The following is a 26,480-nucleotide window of genomic DNA, read 5'->3' as shown; positions in this document are numbered from 1 at the left end:
CCGGGGGTGCGCATCGGCACAGCCCCCGGCCGCCGGTTCCTTCGAACGAGTTAGGCGCGCTTGCGCACGCCCTCCGCCAGTTCACCCGCGAGAGTGCGGACCGCCGCCAGACCGGACTCCAGGTCCGGGGCGTCCAGCAGGCGCTTGACGAAGGCCGAGCCGACGATCACACCGTCCGCGAACCGGGCCACCTCCGCGGCCTGCCGGGCGTTGGAGACGCCCAGGCCGACGCAGACCGGCAGTTCGGTGACGGCGCGGGTGCGGCTCACCAGGTCCTCGGCCTCGCGGCCGACGGATTCCCGGGTGCCGGTGACGCCCATGAGCGAGGCGGCGTAGACGAAGCCGCTGCCCGCCGCGGTGATCTTGGCGAGGCGGTCGTCGCGGCTGCTCGGCGCGACCACGAACACCGTGGCCAGGCCGTGCTGTTCGGCCGCCTTGCGCCACACCTCGGACTCCTCGACCGGGAGGTCGGGCAGGATGCAGCCCGCTCCCCCGGCGGCGGCGAGGTCCGCCGCGAACCGCTCGGTGCCGTAGCGGTCGACGGGGTTCCAGTACGTCATGCACAACACCGGCGCGCCCGTGGCCTCGTGCGCCCGGCGGACCGTGTCGATGACGTCCGCGATCCGCACCCCGCCCCGCAGGGCGATGTCGTCGGCGGTCTGGATGACCGGGCCGTCCAGGACCGGGTCGCTGTGCGGCAGCCCGACCTCGACGATGTCGCAGCCGCCCTCGATCATCGCGGTGACGGCGCGGACGCCGTCGTCGACGGTCGGGAAGCCGGCGGGCAGGTAGCCGACGAGGGCGGCACGGTTCTCCGCCTTGGCCCGGGCGATGACGCCGCTCAGCAACTCCAGGTTTCCGGCCATCACTTCGCCCCCGCCGCATCGTCGTCGTACAGCCCGAAGTAGCGGGCCGCCGTGTCCATGTCCTTGTCGCCGCGCCCGGAGAGGTTCACCAGGAGCAGGCCCTCCGGGCCCAGTTCGCGGCCGACCTCCAGCGCACCCGCGAGGGCGTGCGCGCTCTCGATGGCCGGGATGATGCCCTCGGTGCGGGACAGCAGGCGCAGCGCCTGCATGGCGTCGTCGTCGGTGACGGCGCGGTACTCGGCGCGGCCGATGTCCTTCAGATACGAGTGCTCCGGGCCGATACCCGGGTAGTCCAGGCCCGCCGAGATCGAGTACGGCTCGGTGATCTGGCCGTCCTCGTCCTGGAGGACGTAGCTGCGCGAGCCGTGCAGGATGCCGGGGGTGCCGGCGGTGAGGGTGGCCGCGTGCTCGCCGGTCGGCACGCCGTGGCCGCCCGGCTCGCAGCCGACGAGACGGACGCCGGTGTCGGGCAGGAACGCGTGGAACAGACCGATGGCGTTGGAGCCGCCGCCGACGCAGGCGAGGGCGGCGTCCGGCAGCCGGCCGGCGCGCGCCAGGATCTGGCGGCGCGCCTCGACGCCGATGACGCGGTGGAAGTCGCGCACCAGGGCCGGGAAGGGGTGCGGTCCGGCGACCGTGCCGAACAGGTAGTGCGTGCGGTCGACGTTGGCGACCCAGTCGCGGAAGGCCTCGTTGATGGCGTCCTTCAGCGTGCGGCTGCCGGACGTCACGGCGATGACCTCGGCGCCGAGCATCCGCATCCGGGCGACGTTCAGCGCCTGGCGCTTCGTGTCGACCTCGCCCATGTAGATGGTGCACTCCAGGCCGAAGAGGGCACAGGCGGTGGCGGTGGCGACGCCGTGCTGGCCGGCGCCCGTCTCGGCGATGACGCGGGTCTTGCCCATGCGCTTGGTGAGCAGGGCCTGGCCGAGCACGTTGTTGATCTTGTGGGACCCGGTGTGGTTGAGGTCCTCGCGCTTGAGGAACACCCGGGCGCCGCCCGCGTGTTCGGCGAAGCGCGGCACCTCGGTGAGGGCGCTGGGGCGCCCGGTGTAGTTGACCATCAGGTCGTCGAGCTCGGCGGCGAAGGCCGGGTCGGCCTTGGCCTTCTCGTACTCGGCGGCCACCTCGTCGACGGCGGCCACGAGGGCCTCGGGGATGAACTTGCCGCCGAACGCCCCGAAGTAGCCTTCGGGACTGGGGACTTGCCCCTCGGGGTCGGGAACGAAGAACTCGGAGGACATGGCTGTCTCCTGGGATGACTGACGACGGGAAACGGGCAGGGATCGGCTACGACGCGGCCGACTGCCGCCATCGCCGCCCGTTGATCTGTCCCGGCTCACAGCCGATGTGGTACCGCACGCGCCGTCCCAGGACGCGCCGCGCGGGCGCACGGCAGCCCCGGGGGCGGCACCCCCGGGCCAGTCGCGCGTACGCCCGCATCGCGGTCAGCTCCTGCCGTGCCGCAGGGCCGGGTGGGCGCCCGCGGCGACGAGGTCGGCGACCGCGCCCTTCGGGTCGCGCCCGGTCACCAGGGACTCGCCGACGAGCACCGCGTCGGCACCCTCGTTCGCGTAGGCGATCAGGTCGTGCGGGCCGCGCACGCCGGACTCGGCGATCTTGACGATGCCGTCCGGGATCTCGGGGACGACCCGGGCGAAGTTGTCCCGGTCCACCTCGAGGGTCTTCAGGTTGCGCGCGTTGACGCCGATGATGCGGGCGCCGGCGTCGACCGCGCGCCGGACCTCCTCCTCGTCGTGCACCTCGACGAGCGGGGTGAGGCCGATCGACTCGGCCCGCTCGATCAGGGAGACCAGGGCCTCCTGCTCCAGTGCGGCGACGATCAGCAGGGCCAGGTCGGCACCGTAGGCACGGGCCTCCCACAGCTGGTAGGCGGTGACGATGAAGTCCTTGCGCAGGACCGGGATGTCGACCCGGGCGCGGACGGCCTCCAGGTCGGCCAGCGAACCGCCGAAGCGGCGCTGCTCGGTCAGCACGCTGATGACGGCGGCGCCGCCGGCCTCGTAGTCCGCGGCCAGGCCCGCGGGGTCGGCGATCGCGGCCAGCGCGCCCTTGGACGGGCTGGAGCGCTTGACCTCGCAGATCACGCTGACGTTCTCACCGCGCAGCGCGGCGGCGCCGTCCTTGGCCTGTGGCGCCTTGGCCGCGCGCTCCTTGAGCTCGTCGAGGCTGACGCGCGCCTGCCGCTCCGCGAGGTCGGCACGGACTCCGTCGATGATCTCGTCGAGCACACTCACGCGAGCGGCCCCCTTCCGGACTCGGCTGGTCTGGGCTGGTGCGGCGCAAGCTCACCTCACCAGGCACTGCGATGGTACTTGCCGGAGGGCGAAGGATTCGCATCCGGTTGACGCCGGGCCGGTCGGGAGGCCCTTCACCCTGCCCTTCCCGGTACCAGCAGCTCCCCGAAGGGCAGGTTCCGGATGACCGTGAACGCCAGGACGAGGCCGCCCAGTGCCCACCAGGCCCACGGGCGCAGCGCGACCCGCATGCCCCCGCCGTCGCGCAGTGCCCGGACGCACCACACGGTCCAGAACCCGGCGAAGACGGCGTACCCGGCCACGGCGAGCGCATTGGCGCCGAGCGCCCCGGCGAGGTCGCCGTGCGCGAGGGCGTGCAGACCGCGCAGGCCGCCGCAGGCCGGGCAGTACAGGCCCGTCCAGTGCAGCAGCGGGCATGCGGGGTACCGGCCGGGCCGGTTGGGGTCCACGGCCCCCACGTACGCCACGGCCGCCGCGAGCCCCGCGGCGACGCCGAGCGGGGCGGCGAGGCGGCGTGGCGGGGATACGCGTTCGCGCACCTGCCGAGTCTCCCCCGCACAGCACGAAGGCGCAGCTCAGAACGGGCGTACGGGCGGTGCTGACGTCCGTACGGTCCTGGGCCGCGCCTTTGCGGGAGGGAGAGGGCCGGGGTCAGCCCTGCTGCGTCTGTGCCTGGGCCTTCGGCTGGCCCATGCCCATGGCGCGCATGATCATGCCGACGACACCGCCGAGCAGGACGATGACCATTCCGGCCCAGAAGCCCACCGGATTGGCCATCACGACGAACGCGCCGGAGACGCAGAAGCCGATGAAGGCGATGATGACACCGGTCCACGCGGCCGGGGTGTGTCCGTGGCTGCTACCCGACATGAGACTGACTCCTCGTTGCTGTATCGCGCCTGCGGGCGCAGAGATCACTCCGGGACATTGTTCCGTACGCGCCGTGCCGGTCCGCTCCGGGGTGGGCGTGTCCGGGCCGCGTCACCGGCCGGCTCCGCCGGTGGGGTCCTCGCCGCGGTCGAGGGCCTTCCACAGCTCCTCGGGGCGGTCGGGGTCGGGGGCCGCGGCGGTGCGCCGGGGGCGGGCGGCGCCGTCGCGCTCGTAACGGCCGGACATGGCGGGCCAGTCGCGCCCGTACCGCAGGGCGACCAGCCCGGCCAGCAGCAGCAGGACACCGCCCGCGAGGGCGACCCACGGCCAGGCGGTGTGGGTGACGCCCTCGACGGTGGCCTGCGTCAGGCCGTTGACCTTGGCCGCCTTCTGGTCCAGCGCCGAGGTGTCCGAGGCGCCCGCCACCGCGCCCGCGACGACGCCCGCGCCGCTCAGTGCGAGCAGCCCGGCGACGAGCAGCCGGCCGGCCCCGCGCACCGCGAAGACGGCCACCAGTGCAGCCAGCCCCACGACGGCCAGCGCCGTGGGCAGGCCGTTGATGTCCTGTCCGGTGACGTGCTGGGGCAGGGTGCCGCGGGCGACGGCGACCGCGCCCTCGGCCCAGGTGCGGCCGCCCGCGAGCAGCACGAGCGCCGCACCGGCGGCACCGGACAGCAGGGCGGCGGCGACGCTGCGCCTGCCGCCGCGCCGGGCGCGGGGGGCTGCGGACTCGGCCTGGGGGCGGGGGTGGGGTACTGCTGCGCTCACGGTTCCACTATCCCCCGGCCGATTCCGGCCTGCGCGGCCGGGGTCCCGGTGTCCTCACGGAGCCAGGCGGTTGGCGGTGTGCACGGCGCGCAGCACGGCCGCCGCCTTGTTGCGGCATTCGGCGTCCTCGGCCGCCGGGTCGGAGTCGGCGACGACGCCGGCGCCGGCCTGGACGTAGGCGGTGCCGTCGCGCAGCAGGGCGGTGCGGATGGCGATGGCGGTGTCGGAGTCCCCGGCGAAGTCCAGGTAGCCGACGCAGCCGCCGTACAGCCCGCGGCGGGTGGGCTCCAGCTCCTCGATGATCTGCATGGCCCGCGGCTTGGGGGCGCCGGAGAGGGTGCCCGCGGGGAAGCAGGCGGTCAGCACGTCGAAGGCGGTGCGGCCGGGGGCCAGCCGGCCGGTGACGGTGGAGACGATGTGCATCACGTGGCTGTAGCGCTCGACCGACATGAAGTCGACGACCTCGACGCTGCCGGGTTCGCAGACCCGGCCGAGGTCGTTGCGCCCGAGGTCGACGAGCATCAGGTGCTCGGCGCGCTCCTTGGGGTCGGCCAGCAGCTCCTCGGCGAGCGCGGCGTCGGCCTGCGGGGTGGCGCCGCGCGGGCGCGTCCCCGCGATGGGGTGCACCATGGCGTGCCCGTCCTCGACCTTGACCAGCGCCTCGGGGCTCGACCCGACCACGTCGAATCCCTCGAAGCGGAACAGGTACATGTACGGGCTCGGGTTGGTGGCCCGCAGCACCCGGTAGACGTCCAGGGCCGAGGCCGTGCACGGGGTCTCGAACCGCTGCGAGGGCACGACCTGGAAGGCCTCGCCCGCCCGGATGCGCTCCTTGATGTCGTCGACGGCCGCCATGTAGTCGGGGCCGCCCCAGCCCGCGGTGTACTCGGGCAGCTCGGAGGCGGGCAGCGCGACGGGCAGCGTGGGCTCGGGACGGCGCAGGTCGGCGGCCATGGCGTCGAGCCGGGCGACGGCGTCGGCGTAGGCCTCGTCGATGCCCGTCGACAGGTCGTTGTGGTTGATCGCGTTGGCGATCAGCAGGACGCTGCCGCTCCAGTGGTCCAGGACGGCGAGGTCCGAGGTGAGCAGCATGGTCAGCTCGGGCAGGCCCAGTTCGTCCCGGCCCTGCTCGCCGATCTTCTCCAGGCGGCGGACGATGTCGTAGCCGAGGTAGCCCACCATGCCGCCGGTGAACGGCGGCAGCCCCGCATCCTCTATCAGGTCGCGCGGGGTGTGCAGGGCCTCGACGGTGGCCCGCAGCGCCTGCAGCGGGTCCCCCTCGACGGGGACGCCGACGGGCGGGGTGCCGAGCCAGTGGGTCTGCCCGTCGCGGACGGTGAGGGTGGCGGAGCTGCGGACGCCGATGAACGAGTAACGGGCCCAGGTGCGGCCGTTCTCGGCGGACTCCAGCAGGAACGTGCCGGGGCGCTCGGCGGCGAGCTTGCGGTAGAGGCCGACGGGGGTGTCCCCGTCGGCGAGGAAACGGCGGGTGACCGGGATGACGCGGCGGTCCTTCGCGAGCATCCGGAAGGTGGCGGCATCCGGGGTGATGCCGTGTTGCTTGGCAGCCATGCCCTGGGAGCCTAGTGGGTCCGTTTGGGGTTGGGGTTCGACTGCGGGTCGTCTGTGGCTGGTCGCGCAGTTCCCCGCGCCCCTACGGGGCGCTCAGCAGGACGTCCGCGTCGAAGCACGTCCTCGTGCCCGTGTGGCATGCCGGGCCCTCCTGGTCCACCTTCACCAGGATCGTGTCCCCGTCGCAGTCCAGGGCCACGGACTTCACGTGCTGGACGTGGCCGGAGGTGTCGCCCTTGACCCAGTACTCCTGGCGGCTGCGGCTCCAGTAGGTGCAGCGTCCGGTGGTGAGGGTGCGGTGGAGGGCCTCGTCGTCCATCCAGCCGAGCATGAGCACCTCACCGGTGTCGTACTGCTGGGCGACGGCGGGGACCAGGCCGTCGGCGTTGCGCTTGAGGCGGGCGGCGACGGCCGGGTCGAGGGCGGAGGAATTGCCTGTCATGCCCCCCATTCTGCCGCGGCGGCCGTAGGCTGGCGGCATGTCGACCCACGCGCAGCGCGAACGCCTGCTCCTCGCCGACCTGTTGGAGACCGCGGGCCCCGATGCCCCGACGCTCTGCGAGGGCTGGACCGCCCGTGATCTCGCCGCACACGTGGTGGTGCGCGAACGCCGCGCCGACGCGGCGGCCGGTGTGCTGTTCAAGCCGCTGGCGTCCCGGCTGGAGCGGGTGCAGGCGGAGTTCGCGGCGAAGCCGTACGAGGAGCTGGTGCAGCTCGTCAGGAGCGGGCCGCCGAAGGTGTCGCCGTTCGCCCTCAAGCAGATCGACGAGGCGGCGAACACGGTGGAGTTCTACGTGCACACGGAGGACGTGCGCCGGGCGCAGCCGGACTGGACGCCGCGCTCGGTGGACCCGGTCTTCGCGGACGCGCTGTGGACCCGCCTGGAGGCGATGGCCCGGGTGGTGGGCCGCCGTTCGCCGGCCGGCCTGGTGCTGCGGCGCCCCGACGGGCGTGTGGCGGTGGCCCGGAAGGGGGCGCCGGTGGTGACGGTCACCGGCGAGCCGGCCGAGCTGATCCTGTTCGCCTTCGGCCGCCAGAAGGCGGCCAAGGTGGAGCTGGAGGGCGACGAGATGGCCATCGCCAAGCTGGGATCGGCGAAGCTGGGCATCTGAGACGCCGCGCTACCGCGCCCCGTCAGGGGCGCGGGACTGTATCCAGCCCACCCACGGCCCGCAGATCACCGAACCGGATGCCCCGCCTCCCGCAGCGAGGTCTTGACCTCGCCGATCCGCAGATCGCCGAAGTGGAACACGGACGCGGCCAGCACCGCATCGGCCCCCGCCTCCACCGCCGGAGCAAAATGCTCAAGGCGGCCCGCTCCACCACTGGCGATCACCGGCACGGTGACATGCTTCCGCACCGCGCGGATCATCTCCGTGTCGTAGCCGTCCTTCGTGCCGTCCGCGTCCATCGAGTTCAGCAGGATCTCGCCCGCGCCCAGCTCCGCGGCGCGGTGCGCCCACTCCACCGCGTCGATGCCGGTGCCACGGCGGCCGCCGTGGGTGGTGACCTCGAAGCTGCCGGACGCGGTCCGTCGCGCGTCCACGGACAGCACCAGCACCTGGCTGCCGAACCGCTCGGCGATCTCGCGGATCACGTCGGGGCGTTCGATGGCGGCGGTGTTGATGCCGACCTTGTCGGCGCCGGCGCGGAGCAGCTTGTCGACGTCCTCGGGGGTGCGGACGCCGCCGCCGACGGTCAGCGGGATGAACACCTGCTCGGCCGTGCGGCGCACGACGTCGTAGGTGGTCTCGCGGTTGCCGGAGGAGGCCGTGATGTCGAGGAAGGTCAGCTCGTCGGCGCCCTCCGCGCCGTAGATCCTGGCCATCTCGACGGGGTCGCCGGCGTCGCGCAGGTTCTGGAAGTTGACGCCCTTGACGACCCGGCCGTTGTCCACGTCCAGGCAGGGGATGACTCGGACCGCCAGGGTCATGTGCTCGTTGCTCCTCGGAAGGCTTCTACTTCTACTTCGACCAGCGCGCGGGAGTCGACGAAGCCGGAGACCACGACCATGGTCGAGGCCGGCCGGACGTCGTCGAAGAGCTCCTTGTGGGCGCGGCCGACCGCGTCCACGTCGCGCACATGGGTCAGGTACATACGGGTGCGGACGACGGACTCGATGCCGAGCCCGAGTTCCTTCAGGGCGTGCAGCGCCTTGCCGAAGGCCGCGAGGGTCTGCTCGTAGGGATCGCCCTCGCCCTGGAGCACGCCGCCGGTGATGGGCAGCGTGCCGGAGACGAGGACCCGGTCCCCCGCCTCCACGGCCCGTGCGAATCCGATCGTCTCCTCCCAGGAGCTGTCCGACTGCACACGCCGCGGTGCGGGGGATTCGGTCATACGGACACAGCCTCCAGTGCCTCTTCCAGAGTGAACGCCTTGGCGTAGAGGGCCTTGCCCACGATGGCGCCTTCGACACCCTCCGGTACCAGGGTGGCAAGAGCACGCAGATCGTCAAGGGAGGAGACGCCGCCGGAGGCGACGACCGGCCGGTCGGTGGCCGCGCAGACGTTCTTCAGCAGCTCCAGGTTGGGGCCCTGGAGGGTGCCGTCCTTGGCGATGTCGGTGACGACGTAGCGGGCGCAGCCCTCCGAGTCCAGCCGGGCCAGGGTCTCGTAGAGGTCGCCGCCGTCGCGGGTCCAGCCGCGGCCGCGCAGGGTGGTGCCGCGGACGTCCAGGCCGACGGCGATGCGGTCGCCGTGCTCGGCGATGACCTTGGCGACCCATTCGGGGGTCTCCAAGGCGGCGGTGCCGAGGTTGACGCGGGTGCAGCCGGTGGCGAGGGCCGCGGCGAGGGAGGCGTCGTCGCGGATGCCGCCGGAGAGTTCGACCTTGATGTCCATGGCGCGGACGACCTCGGCGACCTGTGCGCGGTTGTCGCCGGTGCCGAAGGCGGCGTCGAGGTCGACCAGGTGCAGCCATTCGGCTCCGGCGCGCTGCCAGGCCTGCGCGGCGGTCAGCGGGTCGCCGTAGGAGGTCTCCGTGCCGGACTCGCCGTGGACGAGGCGGACGGCCTGGCCGTCGCGGACGTCGACGGCGGGGAGCAGTTCAAGCGTGGGCATCAGAGCGTCTCGATCCAGTTGGTCAGCAGCCGGGCTCCGGCGTCGCCGGACTTCTCGGGGTGGAACTGCGTGGCGCAGAGCGGCCCGTTCTCGACGGCGGCCACGAAGGGTTCGCCGTGCGTGGCCCAGGTGACCTGCGGCGGGCGGATGGCGGCGTTGCCGACCTCGAAGTTCCACTCGCGCACGGCGTAGGAGTGCACGAAGTAGTAGCGGGTGTCGGGGTCCAGGCCCGCGAAGAGCCGGGTGCCCTCGGGCGGGGCGACGGTGTTCCAGCCCATGTGCGGGACGACGGGCGCCTTGAGCGGCTCGACGATGCCGGGCCACTCGTCGAGGCCGTCGGTCTCGACGCCGTGCTCGATGCCGCGGGCGAAGAGGATCTGCATGCCGACGCAGATGCCCATGACGGGCCGTCCGCCGGCCAGCCGGCGCTCGACGATCCAGTCGCCGCGCGCGGCGCGCAGCCCCTGCATGCAGGCGGCGAAGGCGCCGACGCCGGGGACGAGCAGTCCGTCGGCGTTCATGGCCTTGTCGTAGTCACCGGTGATCTCGACGTCCGCGCCGACGTGGGCGAGGGCGCGCTCGGCCGAACGGACGTTGCCGAAGCCGTAGTCGAAGACGACGACCTTCTTGGGCGCGCTCATGTCCACAGCCCTTCGATGCGCAGGATGCCCGCGGCGAGCGACATGGCCGAGCCGATGGCGAGCAGCACGATGATGCTCTTGGACATCTCCTGCTTCCAGAAGGAGTAGACGCCGCCGAGGAGGAACAGGCCGAGCAGGATGAACAGCGTGGAGATGGAGTTCACAGGGCGCCCTTCGTGGACGGGATGATCCCGGCGGCGCGCGAGTCGCGCTCGCAGGCGTAACGCAGCGCGCGCGCAAGGGCCTTGAACTGGCACTCGACGATGTGGTGCGCGTTGCGCCCGTAGGGCACGTGGACGTGCAGGGCGATCTGGGCCTGTGCGACGAAGGATTCCAGGATGTGCCGGGTCATCGTCGTGTCGTAGGCGCCGATCATCGGCGCCATGTTCGCGGGCTCGGTGTGCACCAGGTAGGGGCGGCCGGAGAGGTCGACGGTGACCTGGGCGAGCGACTCGTCCAGCGGGACCGTGCAGTTGCCGAAACGGTAGATGCCGGTCTTGTCGCCGAGGGCCTGCTTGAAGGCGGCGCCGAGGGCGAGGGCGGTGTCCTCGATGGTGTGGTGGGTGTCGATGTGCAGGTCGCCGTCGGTCTTGACCGTGAGGTCGAACAGGCCGTGGCGGCCGAGCTGGTCGAGCATGTGGTCGTAGAAGCCGACGCCGGTGGACACGTCGACCTGGCCGGTGCCGTCGAGGTCTATCTCGACGAGCACGGACGTCTCCTTGGTGGTGCGCTCAACGCGGCCCACACGCGGGTTCATTGGTTCTCCTTGCGAATGGTGCGCACCGCTTCGAGGAACGCGTCGTTCTCGGCCGGGGTGCCCGCGGTGACGCGGAGCCAGCCCGGTACGCCGTTGTCCCGCACCAGCACACCCTGGTCGAGGATGGCCTGCCAGGCGGTGTGGCTGTCCTCGAAGCGGCCGAACTGCACGAAGTTGGCGTCGGATTCGGTCACTTCGCAGCCCATGGCGCGCAGCTCGGTGACGATGCGGTCGCGCTCGGCCTTGAGCTGCTCGACGTAGCCGAGCAGCGTGTCGGTGAACTCCAGGGCGGCCAGGGCCGTGGCCTGGGTGACCGACGAGAGGTGGTACGGCAGGCGGACCAGCTGCACGGCGTCGACCACGGCGGGGTCCGCCGCGAGGTAGCCGAGGCGCAGCCCGGCCGCGCCGAAGGCCTTGGACATGGTGCGCGAGACGACCAGGTGCGGTCGGCCCTCGATCAGCGGGAGCAGCGAGGGGCGGTGGCTGAACTCGCCGTAGGCCTCGTCCACGACGACGACCGACGGCTTGGCCGCCTGCGCGGCTTCGTACAGCCGCAGCACCGTCTCCTCGGTGACGGCGGTGCCCGTCGGGTTGTTGGGCGAGCAGATGAAGACCACGTCGGGCTTGTGCTCGGCGATCGCGGCGACGGCCGCGTCGGTGTCGATGGTGAAGTCCTCGCGGCGGGGGCCGGGGATCCAGCCGGTGCCGGTGCCGCGCGAGATGAGCGCGTGCATCGAGTACGAGGGCTCGAAGCCGAGGGCCGTGCGGCCGGGTCCGCCGAAGGTCTGCAGCAGCTGCTGGAGGACCTCGTTGGAGCCGTTGGCGGCCCAGACGTTGCGCAGGCCGACCTCGTGCCCGGTGGTGCGGGTGAGGTAGGCGGCCAGCTCGGTGCGCAGCTCGACCGCGTCCCGGTCGGGGTAGCGGTTGAGGTGGCGGGCCGCCTCGGCGACGCGCTCGGCGATGCGGGCGACGAGCGGCTCGGGCAGCGGGTAGGGGTTCTCGTTGGTGTTCAGGCGTACGGGCACGTCGAGCTGGGGAGCGCCGTACGGGGACTTTCCGCGCAGTTCGTCCCGGATGGGGAGATCGTCGATACCGGTCACTTGCTCTCCGGAACCCTCCAGTCGAACCGTGCCTTCACTGCGGCACCGTGTGCGGGCAGATCCTCGGCCTCGGCCAGCGTCACCACGTGCCCGGCCACCTCGGCGAGGGCCTCGCGGCTGTAGTCGACGACGTGGATGCCGCGCAGGAAGGACTGCACGGACAGGCCGGAGGAGTGGCAGGCGCAACCGCCCGTGGGCAGCACGTGGTTGGAGCCGGCCGCGTAGTCGCCGAGCGAGACGGGCGCGTACGGGCCGACGAAGATCGCACCCGCGTTGCGCACCCGGGCGGCGACGGCGGAGGCGTCCGCGGTCTGGATCTCCAGGTGCTCGGCGGCGTAGGCGTCCACGACCGCGAGGCCCTGGTCGATGCCGTCGACGAGGACGATGCCGGACTGGCGGCCGGTGAGGGCCGGGAGGATCCGGTCCTCGACGTGCTTGGTCGCGGCGACCTGGACCTTGAGCTCCTGCTCGACCGCGGCCGCCAGCTCCTCGGAGTCGGTGACGAGCACGGAGGCGGCCAGCGGGTCGTGCTCGGCCTGGCTGATCAGGTCAGCGGCGACGTGCACCGGGTCGGCGGTGGCGTCGGCGAGGACGGCGATCTCGGTGGGGCCGGCCTCGGCATCGATGCCGATACGGCCCTTGAGCAGCCGCTTGGCGGCGGCGACCCAGATGTTGCCGGGGCCGGTGACCATGGTGGCCGGGCGGCACTCGTCGGTGCCGTAGGCGAACATGGCGACGGCCTGGGCGCCGCCGGCCGCGTAGACCTCGTCGACGCCCAGCAGCGCGCAGGCGGCCAGGATCGTGGGGTGCGGCAGGCCTCCGAAGTCGGCCTGGGGCGGGGAGGCGACGGCCATCGAGCCGACGCCGGCCTCCTGGGCCGGTACGACGTTCATGACGACGGACGAGGGGTAGACGGACCGGCCGCCGGGCACGTACAGCCCGACGCGCTCCACCGGCACCCAGCGCTCGGTGACCGTACCGCCGGGCACGACCTGGGTGGTGTGGTCGGTGCGGCGCTGCTCGCGGTGGACGATGCGGGCGCGCCGGATGGACTCCTCGAGGGCCGCGCGGACGGCCGGGTCGAGCTCGTCCAGGGCACGGGTGATCGCCTCGGCGGGGACCCGCACGCGGTCGATCGTGACGCCGTCGAATTTCTCCGCGTAGTCGATCAAGGCCGCGGTGCCGCGATGATGCACGTCCTCGCAGATGGGCCGCACCTTCTCCAGGGCGGCTGCAACGTCGAGTTCGGCTCGGGGCAGCAGGTCGCGGTCGATGCCGTCCGCCGGGAAGGCGTCACCGCGCAGATCGATTCGGGAAATCACACGGCCAATTGTCTCAGACCCGTCCCGTCGCACGTTTCTCCGGACCACCCTCTGATACGGACTGCACGGACGGTGTCCGCGCCGCCACAGCGGGAATGGGGATCCGTAGCACGCCCGTACGGGTGACGGAAGGGGGCGCGGTGACCGAGCAGACGGACGGCGGGCTTCCGCACGGGCTGGATCTCACCCCTGCCGAGGAGGGGATGTGGCAGGCGTTCCGTCAGGGCAGCACCCATGACCTGCGGGCCGCCGAGCACGAGCGCAACGACCCGGACGGCCCGCACGCCTGGGGCCCCGAGCGCAGCGTCCGGGCGGCGGTCCTCGCCCGGCTGCTCCTGGACGGCCCGCCCGCGCTCCCCGGCCGGGTGGCCGCGCTCAAGCTCAACGGGGTGCGGATCACCGGCCGGCTCGACCTCTCCGGCGGGACCGTCGTCCCCTACGTCGAGCTGCACAACTGCCGCTTCGACCAGCAGCTGCTGCTGCCGGAGTGCCACTTCACCACCCTGCGCCTGGTCGGCTGCGCCATCCCGCGGCTGGAGGCCGCCCGGCTGCACACCGAGGGCGATCTGCACCTGCCGCGCTCGGTGATACGGCACGGTGTCCGGCTGACCGACGCCCGCATCGGCACGGACCTGCTGCTCAACCAGGTCGTCGTGCGCCGGGACCGGCACGGGGTGTCCGTCGCCGCCGACGGCCTGACCGTCGGGCAGGACCTGCAGGCCGAGATGATGCGCTCCTACGGAGAACTGAGCCTGCGCGGCGCCACCGTCGGCGCCTCGCTGAGCCTGCGCGGCTCGGCCCTGCACAACCCGTACGGGCGACGCGCGCTCAACGCCCCGCAGCTCACCGTGGAACGCACCCTCTACCTGACGGCGGTCGGCATCAGCGGCTCCGCCTTCCCCGGCGGCACTCCCCCGTACGGGATCACCCCCGGCACGCCCGAGCGGGGCACGCGGGTGCAGCGCTTCGAGTGCCACGGCGGGGCGCGGCTGGACGACGGGCGGTTCGGCGACGCGGTGGACCTCAGCGAGGCACGGTTCGTGATGCAGCAGGACCAGGAGCTGTCGCTGCGCCGCCTCCAGACGCCCGAGCTGCGCTTCCTCGGGGACCGGCCGGAGCGCGGCCGGGTGGTGCTGTCGGGCGCCCGGGTCACCAATCTCGTGGACCGCTACGACAGCTGGCCGGGCCCCGGCGGGCTGACGATGGCCGGCTTCTTCTACGAGAACCTCATACCGCTGGGCCGCTTCCCGCTCCCACTGCGCCTGGAGTGGGTGGCCGCGGCCACCCCCGAGTACGCGCCGGAGCCGTACGAGCGGCTGGCGAGCGCCCTGCGCGACAGCGGGGAGGACGAGGACGCGCGGGAAGTGCTGCTGGCCAAGCAGCGGCGCAGACGCGAGACGCTGCCCCTGGCCGGCCGGGCCTGGGGCTATCTGCAGGACTGGGCCGTGGCCTACGGCTACCGACCCGGCCGGGCGGCCGTGTGGATGGCGGTGCTGTGGGCGCTGGGGACGCTCTACTTCTCGCACCAGCACTTCGAGCCGGTCAAGGAGAACGAGGGCCCCGCCTGGAACCCCGAGCTCTACACCCTGGACCTGCTGCTGCCGGTCGTCGACCTGGGCCAGGGCCTGGCCTGGAAGACCACGGGCCTCGCCCAGTGGCTGTCGGCCGCGCTGATCCTGCTGGGCTGGGTGCTGGCCACCACGGTCGCCGCCGGCGCCTCCCGGCTGCTCCGCCGCCAGTGAACTCCGGCCGCTCTGTCGGCGCAGGCCATTAGGCTTACCGGCTGTGACCAGCGCCCGCCTTCCCATCTTCCCGCTGAACTCGGTGCTCTTCCCGGGCCTCGTGCTCCCGCTCAACGTCTTCGAGCAGCGGTACCGCGCCATGATGCGCGAGCTGTCGGCGCTGCCGGAGGAGCTGCCGCGCCGCTTCGGCGTCGTCGCCATCCGCGACGGCCGCGAGGTCGCGCCCACCGCGCCGGGCCTGCCCGAGCAGGCCCGCCCGGAGCCGGGGCCGGCGTCCGGCTTCGGCCCCGACCCGATCAGGTCCTTCCACACCGTGGGCTGCATGGCCGAGGCCGCCACGATCCGCGAGCGCCCGGACGGCACCTACGAGGTCCTCGCCAGCGGCACCACCCGCTTCCGGCTGCTGTCGGTCGACGCCACCGGCCCCTATCTGACGGGCGAGGTGGAGGAGATCCCGGAGCAGCAGGGCGACGAGGCGGGCGCGCTGGCCTCGGGCGTGGTGCGGGCGTTCCGCGCCTACCAGAAGCGGCTGGCCGGGGCGAGCGAGCGCTCGCTGGCGGGGCAGGCGGATCTGCCCGGGGAGCCGTCGGTGCTCTCCTATCTGGTCGCGGCCGCCGCCGTGCTGGACACCCCCGCCAAGCAGCGGCTGCTCCAGGCCCCGGACACCGCGTCGCGGCTGGCGGAGGAGCTGAAACTGCTGCGCACCGAGACGGCCTTGATCGGTAAGCTCCCGTCGCTGCCGGCCGTGGACCTCACCAGACGGCCGACCAGCCCCAACTGACGGAGGGGACGGACGCGTTGGCGAAGACGAAGAAGCGGGGGGCGGGCCCGACGCCCGCCATCGCGGCCCTGGAGAAGGCCGGTACGGCGTTCTCCGTGCACGCCTACGAGCACGACCCCGCCACGGCGTCCTACGGCGAGGAGGCCGCGCAGGCGATGGGCGTCGAGCCGGGCAGGGTCTTCAAGACCCTGGTGGCCGACGTCGACGGCAGCCTCGCGGTCGCGGTCGTGCCGGTGTCCGGCTCGCTGGACCTCAAGGCGCTCGCCGCTGCGCTGGGCGGCAAGCGGGCCGCGATGGCCGATCCGGCCCTCGCGGAGCGCACCACGGGGTATGTGCGGGGCGGCATCTCCCCGCTCGGACAGCGCAAGCGGCTGCGTACGGCGCTGGACGCGTCGGCGGACGCGTACCCCACGATCTGTGTGTCGGCCGGCCGCCGTGGCCTGGAGGTGGAGCTCGCCCCGGGCGACCTGGCGGCGCTCACGGGGGCGGTGATTGCACCGATTGCCCGTGCGTGAGCCCTGGACGGTTCCGCTGCGCTCGGCTACGACCGAGGGTGAGGAGGGGATGTCCATGTCGAAGCGCACGCGCAAGCGGAGGTGGCGCCTGAAGAAGGGGCGCGCCAACCACGGGCGGCGGCCGGCGTAGGGGGCCGCGCCCCGTCGGGGCGCCCCGTAAGGCGCCCCGACAGCCGCGCCCCGTAAGGGGCGCTAGGCCTCCGCCGCCGGCCAGTGCGGCACCGGCTCCGGATCGCGCGGCCCGAACAGCGCGGTGAGCCCGAGATGAACCGCCATCGCGGCCAAGGGCCACGCCAGCAAAGTGCCCTTGGCCCCCAGCTTCAGCGGGCCGTCGAAGACGACCCCCTTGCCCACGGCCCGCGCGTGCGCGGCCACGTCCGACGTCGGCCCCAGCCAGACCCCCAGCCGCCAGCCGATCAGCGAGGCCAGCAGCGAGCCCACCGCCAGGCCCAGCACGACGGCGATGCCGCCGCTCCGGCGGAACCAGAACACCAGCGCCGCGCCCACCGCGCCGAAGCCCAGCCCGAGGAAGGCGAAGACGCCGTCCGCGCCGATGGCCTGCTCGCCCTCCGAATTGCGCAGGTACACCGCCTTGCCGTCCGAGATCAGCGGCACCCGCGGCGCCAGCCACAGCCACAGCAGCCCCAGCAGCAGCCCGGACACCGTCACGGCCGCGAGGATCACGGCGGACTGGCGCACCTCGGTGCGCAGGTCGTGCGCGGGGGCGGGAGCGGGCTGCGGTCCCTCGGGAACGGCGGGCGGGTCGTGCGGGGAAAGCGATGCGGTCACCCCGTCATCGTGCCAGGCCGGCGCGGTGCGGCGCGTCACCGCACCGCCGCCCGGCGGAAGGCCCAGGTGGCCGCGGCCAGCGACGCCACGCCGACGGCCGCGCAGACCCCGAGGTCGGCGGCGACCAGCAGCCAGTCGGGGTGCGCGTCGAAGCTGCGGGCCAGCGCCTCCACCCCGTAGGTGGAGGGCAGCAGATCCCGTGCGAGGGCGACCGGCGCCGGCATGTGCGAGGCCGGCAGCACGCCCAGCAGCAGCGCCGCGGACATGCCCAACTGGCCGGCCAGCGTGGCCAGTTCCTGGCGCGGCGCGAGCAGTCCGAGCGCCGCGCCGAGCCCGGAGAGCGCGGCCCCGGCGAGCGGGATCACCGCGGCCAGCACCCACAGGTGCCCCAGTGGCAGCTTGAACAGCACGCTGCCCACGACGGCCGTGACGGCCGTGCCGGGCACCGTGAAGGACGCGTACGCGCCCGCCGCGCCGAGCACCACCGCGGCGGGCGGCACCGGCAGCGTCGCGTAGTGGTCGAGCCCGCCGCCGGCGCGCAGCTGTCCGAAGTACTGGGCCAGGAGGTTGAGCGCGACGAACGCCACGACCAGCACGCTGGAGCCGGACACGACGGCCCGCGCCGCGTCCCCGCCGTCCACGACGCCGCGCATCAGGATCATGATGCCGACCGACTGGAAGGTCGCCACGAACAGCAGCGGTATCCGCGCGATGCGGGCGCGCGACAGCTGTGCGCGGTAGACCGCGGCCAGCGCGGGCAGCAGCCGGGCCCGCGGGCCGAGCGGTGCCGCCTCGCCGTCCCCGGCCCGGGCCCGGGTGTCGCCGCGCTCGCGGCTCTGCCCCGGCACCACCCCGGTGGTCACAGCGCTCATCCCTTCACCAGCCCCTCCGTACGGCCGCCGCCCAGCGCCAGGTAGACGTCCTCCAGGCTGGGCGTGGCGAGCGTGAAGTCGTCGAGCGCGGCGAAGGCGGGGCCGCCGGTGACGGCGGCGACGGCGGCGCGCGCCTCGGCGGGCCCGAGCCGCAGTGACCAGCGGCGCCCGGCCGCGGTGGCCCTGTCACGCAGGGCGGCGACCTCGGGGACGTCCAGCGGCGGCTCGGTGCGCCAGACGAGGTCGACCCGGACCTCGTCGCCGACGAGTTGCTTGAGCCCGGCCGGGGTGTCGCAGGCGATGATCCGGCCGCTCTCCAGGACGGCGACCCGGTCCAGGACGGTCTCCGCCTCGATGACGTTGTGGGTGACGAGCAGCACGGTGGCGCCGCGCTCGGCGCGCCGCCGGTCGACGGCGGACCAGACCGCGCGGCGGGCCACCGGGTCCATGCCGGTGGTGGGTTCGTCGAGGATCAGCACGGGCCGGTCGCCGACCAGCGCGGCGGCGAAGCAGGCGAGGCGGCGCTGGCCGCCGGAGAGCTTCTTCAGCGGCCGCGAGGCGATCGCGGTGAGCCCGAGCTCCTCCAGGACGGCGTCGCGCTCGGCGCGGGCGGTGCGCAGGTCCAGCCCGCGCAGCCGGCCGGTGGTCTCGGCGGCGAGGGAGACGGTCAGCTCGTCGAGCGCGGTGGAGTGCTGGCCGAGGTAGCCGACGAGCCGGGCGGCGCGCTCCGGGTGCCGGACGAGGTCGTGGCCGAGCAGCTCGACGCGGCCCGCGTCGGGCCGCAGGAGGCCGGTGAGCTGGCGGACGAGCGTGGTCTTGCCGGCGCCGTTGGGGCCGAGCAGGCCGAAGATCTCGCCGCGCCGGATGTCGAGGTCGATGCCGTTGCTGGCCTTGACGGCATCCGTTCCGGGGGCACCACGGCGGGCGCGCGCGGCGGGGTAGGTCTTGACCAGGCCGCGCACGGTACACACCGGGGGGCTTGCAGCCCGCTCAGGCTGATTCGCGACCGTTCTCACGAGCTATGAGGTTACGCGCCTCGGCGGCGCGGCTCGCCATGGGGGCTGCGCCCCGGCCCGTCGAGAAGGTGCGGGTTGTTCGTGGCTGGTCGCGCAGTTCCCCGCGCCCCTATGGGGCACGGGGTAACCGCAGGGAACTGCGCGACCAGCCCCGAACAACCCGCAGCCGAAGAACCGCACCCAGCGGAGCTAATCGCCCGCCGGCGCGTGCTCCGCCGCGGTCCTCGCGTCGATCTCGCGCCAGAACCCGGCGCGAATCGCGTAGCGGTCGTGTTCGTCGATCTGGTCGTCCTTGTGCGCCAGCAGGCCGAAGCGGGCCGCGTACCGCAGCAGCTCGCCGTCGATGCGGTGCGGAATGCGGGGGTATTCCGTCGACAGGTGCTGGAGGTGGACGGAGTCCGTGATGCGCTCGGTCCAGCGTCGGGCGAAGACCTGGCCGACCTCGAAGGGGTCGCCGCCGACGGTGGTGATGTCCTCCTCGCGGTCGGCCCAGCGCTGCTCCGCACTGGTGAGCTGGGCCAGCGTGGGCAGGGAGGCGGTCTCGGGGGTCTCCCCCAGGCCGTTGCCCGTGCCGCCGCCCCGCTCGACCCAGCCCTTGTCGGACGACCAGCGCAGGGTCGCATTGGGCGAGGCCCCGGTGCTCACGGCGGGCGGCTGCCCGTTGGTCTGGGCCGCGGGGCCGCGGCCGAGGCTCGCGAGGTCCTTCGGCGTGGGCACCCCGCGGCCGCCGGGCGTGTCGCCCGTGCGCTCGGTGGCGGCCGCCGCCGCGGCCGGCCGGGAGCCGTTGGCCGTGTCGGTCCCGGAGTCCCCGTTGCGGGCGGCCGCGGCGGCCGCGGCCGTCGCACTCTCGGGGAGCGGGGCGGAGAGGATGGCCGCGATCTCGGGCCGGGGGGCGGGCTGCGGCGCGCAGGGACCGGTGAGTTCCTTGGCGCGGACCGCCCGGGTGATCCAGGTGCGGTCGAGCACCCGCCGCTCGTCGGCCTCGGCGACGAGGTCCTCGGACTGGTTGTAGTCGCCGTCGGCGGCCTGGACGGCCCACAGATGGACGGCGACGCCGTGTTCCTTGGCGGACATCAGGCCGGGCAGCAGGTCGCCGTCGCCGGTGACGAGCACGATGTCGGAACAGGCCCGGTTGCGGGCGAGTTCGGTGAGTTCGGCGTGCATGGCCGCGTCCACGCCCTTCTGCGCCCAGCGGCCGTCGCTGCGGGTCAGGGCGCCGAGCCGGACGGTGACGCGCGGCATGACGCGCAGCCGGCGGTGCTCGGGCTGCGGCACCCGGTCGGGTGCGCCGTCGAACCAGTAGATGCGCAGCAACGGGCGCTCGGTGTCGGCCTCGGCGCGTTCACGCAGGCCCTGGATGAGCGTTGCGTGGTCGACCGTGATGCGCGACCGGGCGGGCTCCCCGGCCAGCAGGCTCGCGGCGGCGCCCAGCAGATAGCCGGCGTCGACCAGGACGACGCAGCGGTCCACGGTCCACCTCTCTCCATGAGTTCGGGGCCGGCCGGCAGCACGGTCGTCCCCCGGCACAGTGGTGCCCCGGCGCTCCGGGCTTTCGGCTTTCCCTGGAGTCTGCCCGACCGCGCGGGGGTTATCAGTCCGAACTGGATCATCGGCGTGGCGGATACGGGCAACAGCCGGCAAGTATCCCTATCACTCATGGTAATTACCCGAAATGCGCGGTTCGCCGGCGCGTGCAAGGGTGTGCGAAAGGGGGGTCACCCCGATGCGGAGGCATACCGGCATGGCCAAGAACAAGAAACAGGACCGGTCCCGGCAGCAGGCCCAATCGTCCGAAAAGAGCGCTCAGGAGGCACAGAGGTCCTCCATCGAGGCGCAGTCCGCGCAGCGGCAGAGCCAGGTGACCCCGGGCGACCTGGCCCGTAAGGGCAAGCAGAAGAAGTTCGGCCACAACTGACCGGCGCTTCGGTGCGTTTGAGGGGCGCGCCCGCGGTCGGCGGGCGCGCCCCTCACGCTGCAGGACCGTGCCTCAGCCGGCCAGGCAGGACGGGCCGAGGAGTTGCTTCAGGTCGCCGAAGAGCGCCGGGTCGGGCGTCACCCGGTGCCGGTCGAGCCGGAGCACCGTCGTCTTGCGAGGACCCTGGAGCTTGATGCGCACCTCGGTGGAGCCACGGTGGTGGGTGAGCACCTGGCCGAGGCGCTCGACCATCGGCGGGGTGACCTTCACGGTGGGGATGGAGATGATCACGGGTGCGTTGGTGCCCGCGTTGGACAGGTCGGGGACCATCAGCTCCATCGCGACCAGCCGCGGAATGTCCTCGCGCTTGTCGAGCCGGCCCTTGACGAAGACGACGGCGTCCTCGACGAGCTGGGTGGAGACCAGCTGGTAGGTGGCGGGGAAGAACATGCAGTCGATGGAACCCGCCAGGTCCTCGACGGTGGCGATGGCCCAGGCGTTGCCCTGCTTGGTCATCTTGCGCTGCAGGCCCGAGATGATGCCGCCGATCGTCACGATCGCGCCGTCGGCGTGCTCGCCGCCGGTCAGCTGGGAGATGGCGGCGTCGGCCTTGTCGTTGAGGACGTGCTCGATGCCGAAGAGGGGGTGGTCCGAGACGTAGAGGCCGAGCATCTCGCGCTCCTGCGCGAGCAGATAGGCCTTCTCCCACTCCACGTCGGAGAACTCCACGTCCAGGCCGAAGCCCGGCCCGTCGTCTGCGCTGTCGTCGCCCATGCCGCCGAAGAGATCGAACTGGCCCTCGGCCTCCTTGCGCTTGACCGCGACCACATTGTCGATCATCGGCTCGTAGTGCGCGGTGAGGCCCTTGCGGGTGTGCCCCATCTCGTCGAAGGCACCGGCCTTGATCAGTGATTCGACGGTGCGCTTGTTGCAGACGACCGCCTCGACCTTGTCCAGGAAGTCGGGGAACGAGGTGTACTTCCCCTTGGACTTGCGGCAGCGGATGATCGAATCCACCACGTTCTGGCCGACGTTGCGGACGGCGGTGAGGCCGAAGAGGATCACGTCGTCGCCCTGGGCGGCGAAGTTCGCCTGGGACTCGTTGACGTTCGGCGGGAGCACCTTGATGCCCATGCGGCGGCACTCGTTGAGGTAGATCGCCGACTTGTCCTTGTCGTCGCGCACCGAGGTGAGGAGCGCGGACATGTACTCGGCCGGGTAGTTGGCCTTGAGGTAGGCGGTCCAGTACGAGACGAGTCCGTACGCGGCCGAGTGGGCCTTGTTGAACGCGTAGCCGGCGAAGGGGACCAGCACGTCCCACAGGGCCTGGATGGCCTCGTCGCTGTAGCCGTTCTTGCGGGCGCCGCTCTGGAAGATGGTGAAGTTCTTCGCCAGCTCGTCGGGCTTCTTCTTGCCCATGACGCGGCGGAGGATGTCGGCCTCGCCGAGCGAGTACCCGGCGACGATCTGGGCGGCCTTCTGCACCTGCTCCTGGTAGACGATCAGGCCGTAGGTGACGTCCAGGACCTCCTTGAGCGGCTCCTCCAGCTCCTTGTGGATCGGCGTGATCTCCTGCTGGCCGTTCTTGCGGAGCGCGTAGTTGGTGTGCGAGTTCATGCCCATCGGGCCCGGCCGGTACAGGGCGGACACGGCGGAGATGTCTTCGAAGTTGTCGGGCTTCATCAGCCGCAGCAGGGACCGCATGGGCCCGCCGTCGAACTGGAAGACGCCGAGGGTGTCACCGCGCTGGAGCAGCTCGAAGGTCGTGGGATCGTCGAGCGGCAGCTCCAGGAGATCGATGTCCTTCCCCTTGTTGGCCTTCACCATCTTGACGGCGTCGTCCATGATGGTCAGGTTGCGCAGGCCCAGGAAGTCCATCTTCAGCAGGCCGAGCGACTCGCAACTCGGGTAGTCCCACTGTGTGATGGTGACGCCGTCGGTGTGCCGCACCCAGACGGGGACATGGTCGGTGATCGTCTCGCTGGACATGATCACGCCTGCGGCGTGCACGCCCATCTGCCGCACCAGGCCCTCGACGCCGCGCGCGGTGTCGATGACCTTCTTCACGTCCGGCTCGTTCTCGTACATCCCGCGGACCTCGCCGGCCTCGCTGTAGCGCGGGTGGGCGGGGTCGGTGATGCCGGAGAGCGGGATGCCCTTGCCGAGGACGTCGGCGGGCATGGCCTTGGTGATGCGGTCGCCCATGGCGTACGGGTAGCCGAGGACGCGGGCGGAGTCCTTGATGGCGTTCTTGGCCTTGATGGTGCCGTAGGTGCCGATCATGGCGACCTTGTCGGCGCCGTACTTCTCCGTCACATACCGGATCACCTCGGCGCGCCTGCGCTCGTCGAAGTCGATGTCGACATCGGGCATGGAGACGCGCTCGGGGTTGAGGAAGCGCTCGAAGATCAGGCCGTGCGGGATGGGGTCGAGGTCGGTGATGCCCATGGCGTAGGCCACGATCGAACCGGCCGCGGAACCACGGCCGGGGCCGACCGCGATGCCGTTGTTCTTGGCCCACATGATGAAGTCGGCGACGACGAGGAAGTAGCCCGGGAACCCCATCTGGATGATGACGTCCATCTCGTACTCGGCCTGCTTCTGCCGGTCCTCCGGGACGCCGCCGGGGAAGCGCCGGGCCATGCCGCGGCGGACCTCCTCCTGGAACCACGTGACCTCGGTGTAGCCCTCGGGCACGTCGAACTTCGGCATCAGGTCGCGCTTCTCGAACATGCCCGAGACGTCGACCTGTTCGGCGACGAGGAGCGTGTTGCGGCAGCCCTCCTGCCAGGCGTCCGAGGAGTCGATGGCGTACATCTCCTCCGTGGACTTCAGGTAGTAGCCGGTGCCGTCGAACTTGAAGCGGTCGGGGTCGGAGAGGTTCTTGCCGGTCTGGATGCACAGCAGGGCGTCGTGCGCCTCGGCCTCGTGCGGGTAGGTGTAGTGCGAGTCGTTGGTGACGAGCGGGGGGATGCCCAGCTTCTTGCCGATCTCCAGCAGGCCGTCGCGGACCCGGCGCTCGATCTCGATGCCGTGGTCCATCAGCTCCAGGAAGTACCGGCCCTCGCCGAAGATGTCCTTGTAGTCGCTGGCGGCCTGCACGGCCTCGTCGAACTGGCCGAGCCGCAGCCGGGTCTGCACCTCGCCGGACGGGCAGCCGGTGGAGGCGATCAGGCCCTCGGACCACTGGGCGATGGTCTCCTTGTCCATCCGCGGCCACTTGGTCAGCCAGCCCTCGGCGTACGCGTCGGAGGAGAGGCGGAAGAGGTTGTGCAGGCCGGTCTTGTTCGCCGCCCAGATCGTCTTGTGCGTATAACCACCCGAACCGGACACGTCGTCGCGCTTCTGGTGCGGCTGGCCCCACTGGATGCGCCGCTTGTTGCGCCGCGACTCGGGGGCCACGTAGGCCTCGATGCCGATGATCGGGGTGATCTCCGCCTTCTTCGCCTGGTGGAAGAAGTCGTACGCGCCGTGCAGGTTGCCGTGGTCGGACATGGCGATGTGCGTCATGCCCATGTCCTGGCAGGCCTTGAACATGTCCTTGAGCCGCGCGGCACCGTCCAGCAGCGAGTACTGGGTGTGGACGTGCAGGTGCGTGAAGGGGGGCCTGGACGAGGCGGTCACGGCGGGAAAACCTCCGGCGGGCGGTGGGCGACGGCGGACGGGGACAGCTTCGAAGGTTACCGGCACCCGCTGACAGCCACGGGCACGGACGGGCGGTCCCGCACGTTGAGGACGGCAGCACATCCGTCCGCCGACGACCACCCAGGAGGAACCGGCGATGGCGCTCGAGCACGACCGGACCGCGCAGCGCGGCGAGGAGATCCTCGCCGTCCTCGGCACCGCTTCCGGGGACCTGCGCGCCCCCGGCCCCGACGCCCTCCGGGCCCGGTTCCGGAAGCTGGCCGCCTCCGTCCTCGCCTTCCACCGCGCCACGCCCGGCCTCTTCCACGCCGACCCCGAGCACGGCAAGGAGGGGTACGGCATCGGCCCGTTCCTGGACGAGCGCACCGGCAGGATATGGATCCACGGCGACCTGCACACCGGGCGCTTCGGCGCCTCCATGGACGCCACCGGCCGCCTGGTCTTCGGCGCCGCCGGCTTCGACGAGGCGTACGTCGGCCCGTTCACCTGGGACCTGAAGCGGTTCGCCGCCTCCCTGGCGCTGCAGGGCCGCGTCACGGCACTCGGCGACGAGCAGATCTCCGGGCTGGTCCGCCGCTACGCCGCCGCCTACCGCGAGCGCATCCACACCCTGGCCGCGGGCGCCCGCCATGAGGAGGTCCCGGCCCTCACCCTGGACAACGCCGAGGGCCCCGTCCTCGGCACCCTGCGCCGGGCCCGTGCCATGACCCGCTCCGGGATGCTGGCCGGCCGCACCCGGATCCGCGACTTCGACCGTCGCTTCCGCTCCGGCGAGGACACCGTCGAGCTGGACGCCGCCACCCGCTACACGATCCTGGCCGCCTTCGACGGCTATCTGGAGTCGCTGCCCGACACCGCCCTCGCCCGGCCCGACTCCTACCGGGTCAAGGACGTCGTCGGCCGTCGCAACGGTGCCGGGCCGACGGCCCACGACATCCTCCTGGAGGGCGGCAGCGACGCCCTGGAGGACGACGTCGTGATCTCCATGCGGCCGGGCCGCACCCCGGCCGTCTCCCGGCATCTGGCCGACCGGCCCTGCGCGAGCACGTCCGCCACGAGGGCCACCGCACGGTGCTCGCCCGGCGCGCCCTCCAGGCGCACGCCGACCCCTGGCTCGGGTGGACGGAGCTGGACGGGGCCGGGCAGCTGGTCGCCGAGGTCTCGCCGTACGAGGTGGCGCTGGACTGGCCGGAGGCAGCGGGCCCGGAAGAGCTCGACGCCCTGGTGGCCGACCTGGGCCGGGCCACGGCCGACCTGCACGCGGCGGCCGGGGACGGCAGCGGGCGGACGGTGGTCCCCTTCGCCGCCGAGCGGGCCGTCGACGCGGCCGTCGCGGCGGACGAGGACGGCTTCCCCGAGTTCCTCACGGACTTCGCCCACCACTCCGCGGCCCGCGCCCTCGCGGACCACCGCATCTTCGTCGACCTGCTCCGCAAGGGCCGGCTACCGGGGGCGTAGGGCGCCGACGTGGGGGTTTAACAGTGGTTTACCCCCGGTCATGACAGACTCGATGCTCATGGACATATCGGCGGCACGGTTGCGGGCACTGCGCGCAGCGCTGTTCACGGCGCTGTGCGTCGTGGTGTCCGCCGCCTCGCACGTGCTGCTGTCCGGCATGCCGCTGCCCGTGCCCACGGTCGCCCTGACCGCGGCCGGGGTCTTCGCGCTCGCCTACGCGCTGGCGGGCCGCGAGCGCGGCTTCCGGCACATCGCCGCCCTGCTCGTCCCGCTGGAGCTGGCCTCCGGCGCGCTCTTCAGCACCGGGCAGGACACCTGCTACGGCTCCGTGCGCCACCACGTCCCGGGGGCGTGGACCCTGCTGTGCGGGGGCGGCAGCGTGGGCCGTTCGCTGACCCGGGGCGCCGACCCGGGCACGGCTCCCTGGCTGCTGCTGGCCGCGCACGTCGCGGTCGGCCTGCTGGCCGCGGCCTGGCTGCGGCGCGGCGAGGCCGCCCTGGCCCGGCTGCTGCG

29 protein-coding genes and 1 pseudogene are annotated in these 26,480 nt (G+C 72.6%); 8 read left to right on the top strand and 22 right to left on the bottom strand.

Annotated elements, in window-relative coordinates; translation table 11 throughout:
* Positions 1 to 50: 50 nt before the first annotated feature.
* The 9 genes from trpA to hisI all read right to left on the bottom strand — a co-directional run bounded on the left by trpA (position 51) and on the right by hisI (position 6,797).
* Positions 51 to 866, bottom strand: coding sequence for a tryptophan synthase subunit alpha (gene trpA / locus HG542_RS10955; RefSeq protein WP_171080103.1), 816 nt, complete (start codon positions 864 to 866; stop codon positions 51 to 53).
* Positions 866 to 2,110 carry a tryptophan synthase subunit beta gene (gene trpB, locus HG542_RS10950; RefSeq protein WP_171080101.1) on the bottom strand — a complete coding sequence of 415 codons (1,245 nt, stop codon included), beginning with the start codon at positions 2,108 to 2,110 and terminating at the stop codon, positions 866 to 868. The genes trpA and trpB overlap by 1 nt, the downstream gene beginning before the upstream one ends.
* A 46-nt stretch (positions 2,111 to 2,156) precedes the next feature.
* Positions 2,157 to 2,309: a tryptophan biosynthesis modulator TrpM gene (gene trpM, locus HG542_RS36025; RefSeq protein ID WP_368857184.1), complete on the bottom strand. Its 153-nt coding sequence runs from the start codon at positions 2,307 to 2,309 to the stop codon at positions 2,157 to 2,159.
* 5 nt (positions 2,310 to 2,314) lie between these two features.
* The gene (gene trpC / locus HG542_RS10945) at positions 2,315 to 3,124 is read right to left on the bottom strand and encodes an indole-3-glycerol phosphate synthase TrpC (RefSeq protein WP_171080099.1); all 810 of its coding nucleotides are present in this window, start codon (positions 3,122 to 3,124) and stop codon (positions 2,315 to 2,317) included.
* 134 nt (positions 3,125 to 3,258) lie between these two features.
* Positions 3,259 to 3,684: a DUF2752 domain-containing protein gene (locus HG542_RS10940; RefSeq protein ID WP_171080098.1), complete on the bottom strand. Its 426-nt coding sequence runs from the start codon at positions 3,682 to 3,684 to the stop codon at positions 3,259 to 3,261.
* Between the two features lie 112 nt (positions 3,685 to 3,796).
* Positions 3,797 to 4,015: an HGxxPAAW family protein gene (locus tag HG542_RS10935; protein ID WP_171080096.1), complete on the bottom strand. Its 219-nt coding sequence runs from the start codon at positions 4,013 to 4,015 to the stop codon at positions 3,797 to 3,799.
* Between the two features lie 111 nt (positions 4,016 to 4,126).
* On the bottom strand, positions 4,127 to 4,783 hold the full coding sequence (locus HG542_RS10930; protein ID WP_171080094.1) for a TIGR02234 family membrane protein: 657 nt from the start codon (positions 4,781 to 4,783) through the stop codon (positions 4,127 to 4,129).
* A gap of 54 nt (positions 4,784 to 4,837) precedes the next feature.
* Positions 4,838 to 6,355 carry an anthranilate synthase component I gene (locus HG542_RS10925; RefSeq protein ID WP_171080093.1) on the bottom strand — a complete coding sequence of 506 codons (1,518 nt, stop codon included), beginning with the start codon at positions 6,353 to 6,355 and terminating at the stop codon, positions 4,838 to 4,840.
* A gap of 82 nt (positions 6,356 to 6,437) precedes the next feature.
* Entirely contained in the window at positions 6,438 to 6,797 is a 360-nt protein-coding gene (gene hisI, locus HG542_RS10920) for a phosphoribosyl-AMP cyclohydrolase (RefSeq protein ID WP_227726997.1), read from the bottom strand.
* Between the two features lie 37 nt (positions 6,798 to 6,834).
* Here hisI and HG542_RS10915 point away from each other — a divergent pair, with 37 nt between their 5' ends.
* Entirely contained in the window at positions 6,835 to 7,467 is a 633-nt protein-coding gene (locus HG542_RS10915; protein WP_171080089.1) for a TIGR03085 family metal-binding protein, read from the top strand.
* 65 nt (positions 7,468 to 7,532) lie between these two features.
* On the opposite strand, the gene hisF is transcribed toward HG542_RS10915, so the two are convergent.
* Genes hisF through hisD form a run of 8 tightly spaced genes read right to left on the bottom strand, consistent with a single transcriptional unit; the run spans position 7,533 to position 13,234 of the window.
* The gene (hisF, locus tag HG542_RS10910; RefSeq protein WP_171080087.1) at positions 7,533 to 8,288 is read right to left on the bottom strand and encodes an imidazole glycerol phosphate synthase subunit HisF; all 756 of its coding nucleotides are present in this window, start codon (positions 8,286 to 8,288) and stop codon (positions 7,533 to 7,535) included.
* Entirely contained in the window at positions 8,285 to 8,692 is a 408-nt protein-coding gene (locus HG542_RS10905) for a RidA family protein (protein WP_171080086.1), read from the bottom strand. Before HG542_RS10905 ends, hisF begins: the two co-directional genes overlap by 4 nt.
* A complete protein-coding gene (gene priA / locus HG542_RS10900) occupies positions 8,689 to 9,414 on the bottom strand; it encodes a bifunctional 1-(5-phosphoribosyl)-5-((5-phosphoribosylamino)methylideneamino)imidazole-4-carboxamide isomerase/phosphoribosylanthranilate isomerase PriA (RefSeq protein ID WP_171080084.1) in 726 nt (241 codons plus the stop codon). The genes HG542_RS10905 and priA overlap by 4 nt, the downstream gene beginning before the upstream one ends.
* The gene (gene hisH, locus HG542_RS10895; protein ID WP_171080082.1) at positions 9,414 to 10,055 is read right to left on the bottom strand and encodes an imidazole glycerol phosphate synthase subunit HisH; all 642 of its coding nucleotides are present in this window, start codon (positions 10,053 to 10,055) and stop codon (positions 9,414 to 9,416) included. Before hisH ends, priA begins: the two co-directional genes overlap by 1 nt.
* Positions 10,052 to 10,219, bottom strand: a complete 168-nt coding sequence (locus tag HG542_RS10890; protein ID WP_171080080.1) for a CG2302 family histidine operon protein — start codon at positions 10,217 to 10,219, stop codon at positions 10,052 to 10,054. The genes hisH and HG542_RS10890 overlap by 4 nt, the downstream gene beginning before the upstream one ends.
* Positions 10,216 to 10,812, bottom strand: coding sequence for an imidazoleglycerol-phosphate dehydratase HisB (gene hisB, locus HG542_RS10885; protein WP_171080078.1), 597 nt, complete (start codon positions 10,810 to 10,812; stop codon positions 10,216 to 10,218). Before hisB ends, HG542_RS10890 begins: the two co-directional genes overlap by 4 nt.
* Positions 10,809 to 11,912, bottom strand: coding sequence for a histidinol-phosphate transaminase (locus tag HG542_RS10880; RefSeq protein ID WP_171080075.1), 1,104 nt, complete (start codon positions 11,910 to 11,912; stop codon positions 10,809 to 10,811). The genes hisB and HG542_RS10880 overlap by 4 nt, the downstream gene beginning before the upstream one ends.
* On the bottom strand, positions 11,909 to 13,234 hold the full coding sequence (gene hisD, locus HG542_RS10875; protein WP_171080073.1) for a histidinol dehydrogenase: 1,326 nt from the start codon (positions 13,232 to 13,234) through the stop codon (positions 11,909 to 11,911). Before hisD ends, HG542_RS10880 begins: the two co-directional genes overlap by 4 nt.
* A gap of 140 nt (positions 13,235 to 13,374) precedes the next feature.
* On the opposite strand from hisD, the gene HG542_RS10870 reads away from it, so the two are divergent.
* Genes HG542_RS10870 through HG542_RS36350 form a run of 4 tightly spaced genes read left to right on the top strand, consistent with a single transcriptional unit; the run spans position 13,375 to position 16,402 of the window.
* The gene (locus HG542_RS10870) at positions 13,375 to 14,976 is read left to right on the top strand and encodes an oxidoreductase (RefSeq protein WP_171080071.1); all 1,602 of its coding nucleotides are present in this window, start codon (positions 13,375 to 13,377) and stop codon (positions 14,974 to 14,976) included.
* A gap of 43 nt (positions 14,977 to 15,019) precedes the next feature.
* Positions 15,020 to 15,757 carry an LON peptidase substrate-binding domain-containing protein gene (locus tag HG542_RS10865; protein ID WP_171080069.1) on the top strand — a complete coding sequence of 246 codons (738 nt, stop codon included), beginning with the start codon at positions 15,020 to 15,022 and terminating at the stop codon, positions 15,755 to 15,757.
* A 17-nt stretch (positions 15,758 to 15,774) separates the two neighbouring features.
* Entirely contained in the window at positions 15,775 to 16,272 is a 498-nt protein-coding gene (ybaK, locus tag HG542_RS10860) for a Cys-tRNA(Pro) deacylase (protein WP_171080067.1), read from the top strand.
* Positions 16,273 to 16,321: 49 nt separating this feature from the next.
* A complete protein-coding gene (locus tag HG542_RS36350) occupies positions 16,322 to 16,402 on the top strand; it encodes a 50S ribosomal protein bL37 (protein ID WP_498063282.1) in 81 nt (26 codons plus the stop codon).
* 62 nt (positions 16,403 to 16,464) lie between these two features.
* On the opposite strand, the gene HG542_RS10855 is transcribed toward HG542_RS36350, so the two are convergent.
* From HG542_RS10855 to HG542_RS10840, 4 genes are all read right to left on the bottom strand, one after another.
* Entirely contained in the window at positions 16,465 to 17,061 is a 597-nt protein-coding gene (locus tag HG542_RS10855; RefSeq protein ID WP_229922691.1) for a hypothetical protein, read from the bottom strand.
* 35 nt (positions 17,062 to 17,096) lie between these two features.
* Complete coding sequence (locus HG542_RS10850) at positions 17,097 to 17,933, bottom strand: ABC transporter permease (protein ID WP_176606425.1); 837 nt, start codon at positions 17,931 to 17,933, stop codon at positions 17,097 to 17,099.
* Positions 17,930 to 18,904, bottom strand: coding sequence for an ABC transporter ATP-binding protein (locus tag HG542_RS10845; RefSeq protein WP_171080065.1), 975 nt, complete (start codon positions 18,902 to 18,904; stop codon positions 17,930 to 17,932). Before HG542_RS10845 ends, HG542_RS10850 begins: the two co-directional genes overlap by 4 nt.
* 234 nt (positions 18,905 to 19,138) lie before the next feature.
* Positions 19,139 to 20,419, bottom strand: a complete 1,281-nt coding sequence (locus HG542_RS10840) for an NYN domain-containing protein (protein ID WP_171080063.1) — start codon at positions 20,417 to 20,419, stop codon at positions 19,139 to 19,141.
* Positions 20,420 to 20,690: 271 nt separating this feature from the next.
* Here HG542_RS10840 and HG542_RS10835 point away from each other — a divergent pair, with 271 nt between their 5' ends.
* The gene (locus HG542_RS10835; protein ID WP_171080061.1) at positions 20,691 to 20,864 is read left to right on the top strand and encodes a hypothetical protein; all 174 of its coding nucleotides are present in this window, start codon (positions 20,691 to 20,693) and stop codon (positions 20,862 to 20,864) included.
* A 72-nt stretch (positions 20,865 to 20,936) separates the two neighbouring features.
* On the opposite strand, the gene dnaE is transcribed toward HG542_RS10835, so the two are convergent.
* Entirely contained in the window at positions 20,937 to 24,488 is a 3,552-nt protein-coding gene (dnaE, locus tag HG542_RS10830) for a DNA polymerase III subunit alpha (RefSeq protein ID WP_171080059.1), read from the bottom strand.
* Positions 24,489 to 24,645: 157 nt separating this feature from the next.
* Between dnaE and HG542_RS10825 the strand changes: the two are divergent.
* Together HG542_RS10825 and HG542_RS10820 are read left to right on the top strand one after the other, a co-directional pair.
* Positions 24,646 to 25,967 (top strand): annotated as a pseudogene (locus HG542_RS10825) (DUF2252 family protein).
* Between the two features lie 58 nt (positions 25,968 to 26,025).
* Positions 26,026 to 26,480 (top strand): hypothetical protein (locus HG542_RS10820; RefSeq protein WP_171080283.1); only part of this gene is annotated, 455 nt, incomplete at its 3' end.

The sequence above is a fragment of the Streptomyces morookaense genome, assembly GCF_013030945.1.
GTDB lineage: Bacteria > Actinomycetota > Actinomycetes > Streptomycetales > Streptomycetaceae > Streptomyces > Streptomyces morookaensis.
This window is presented reverse-complemented; position numbering and strand designations above follow the sequence as displayed.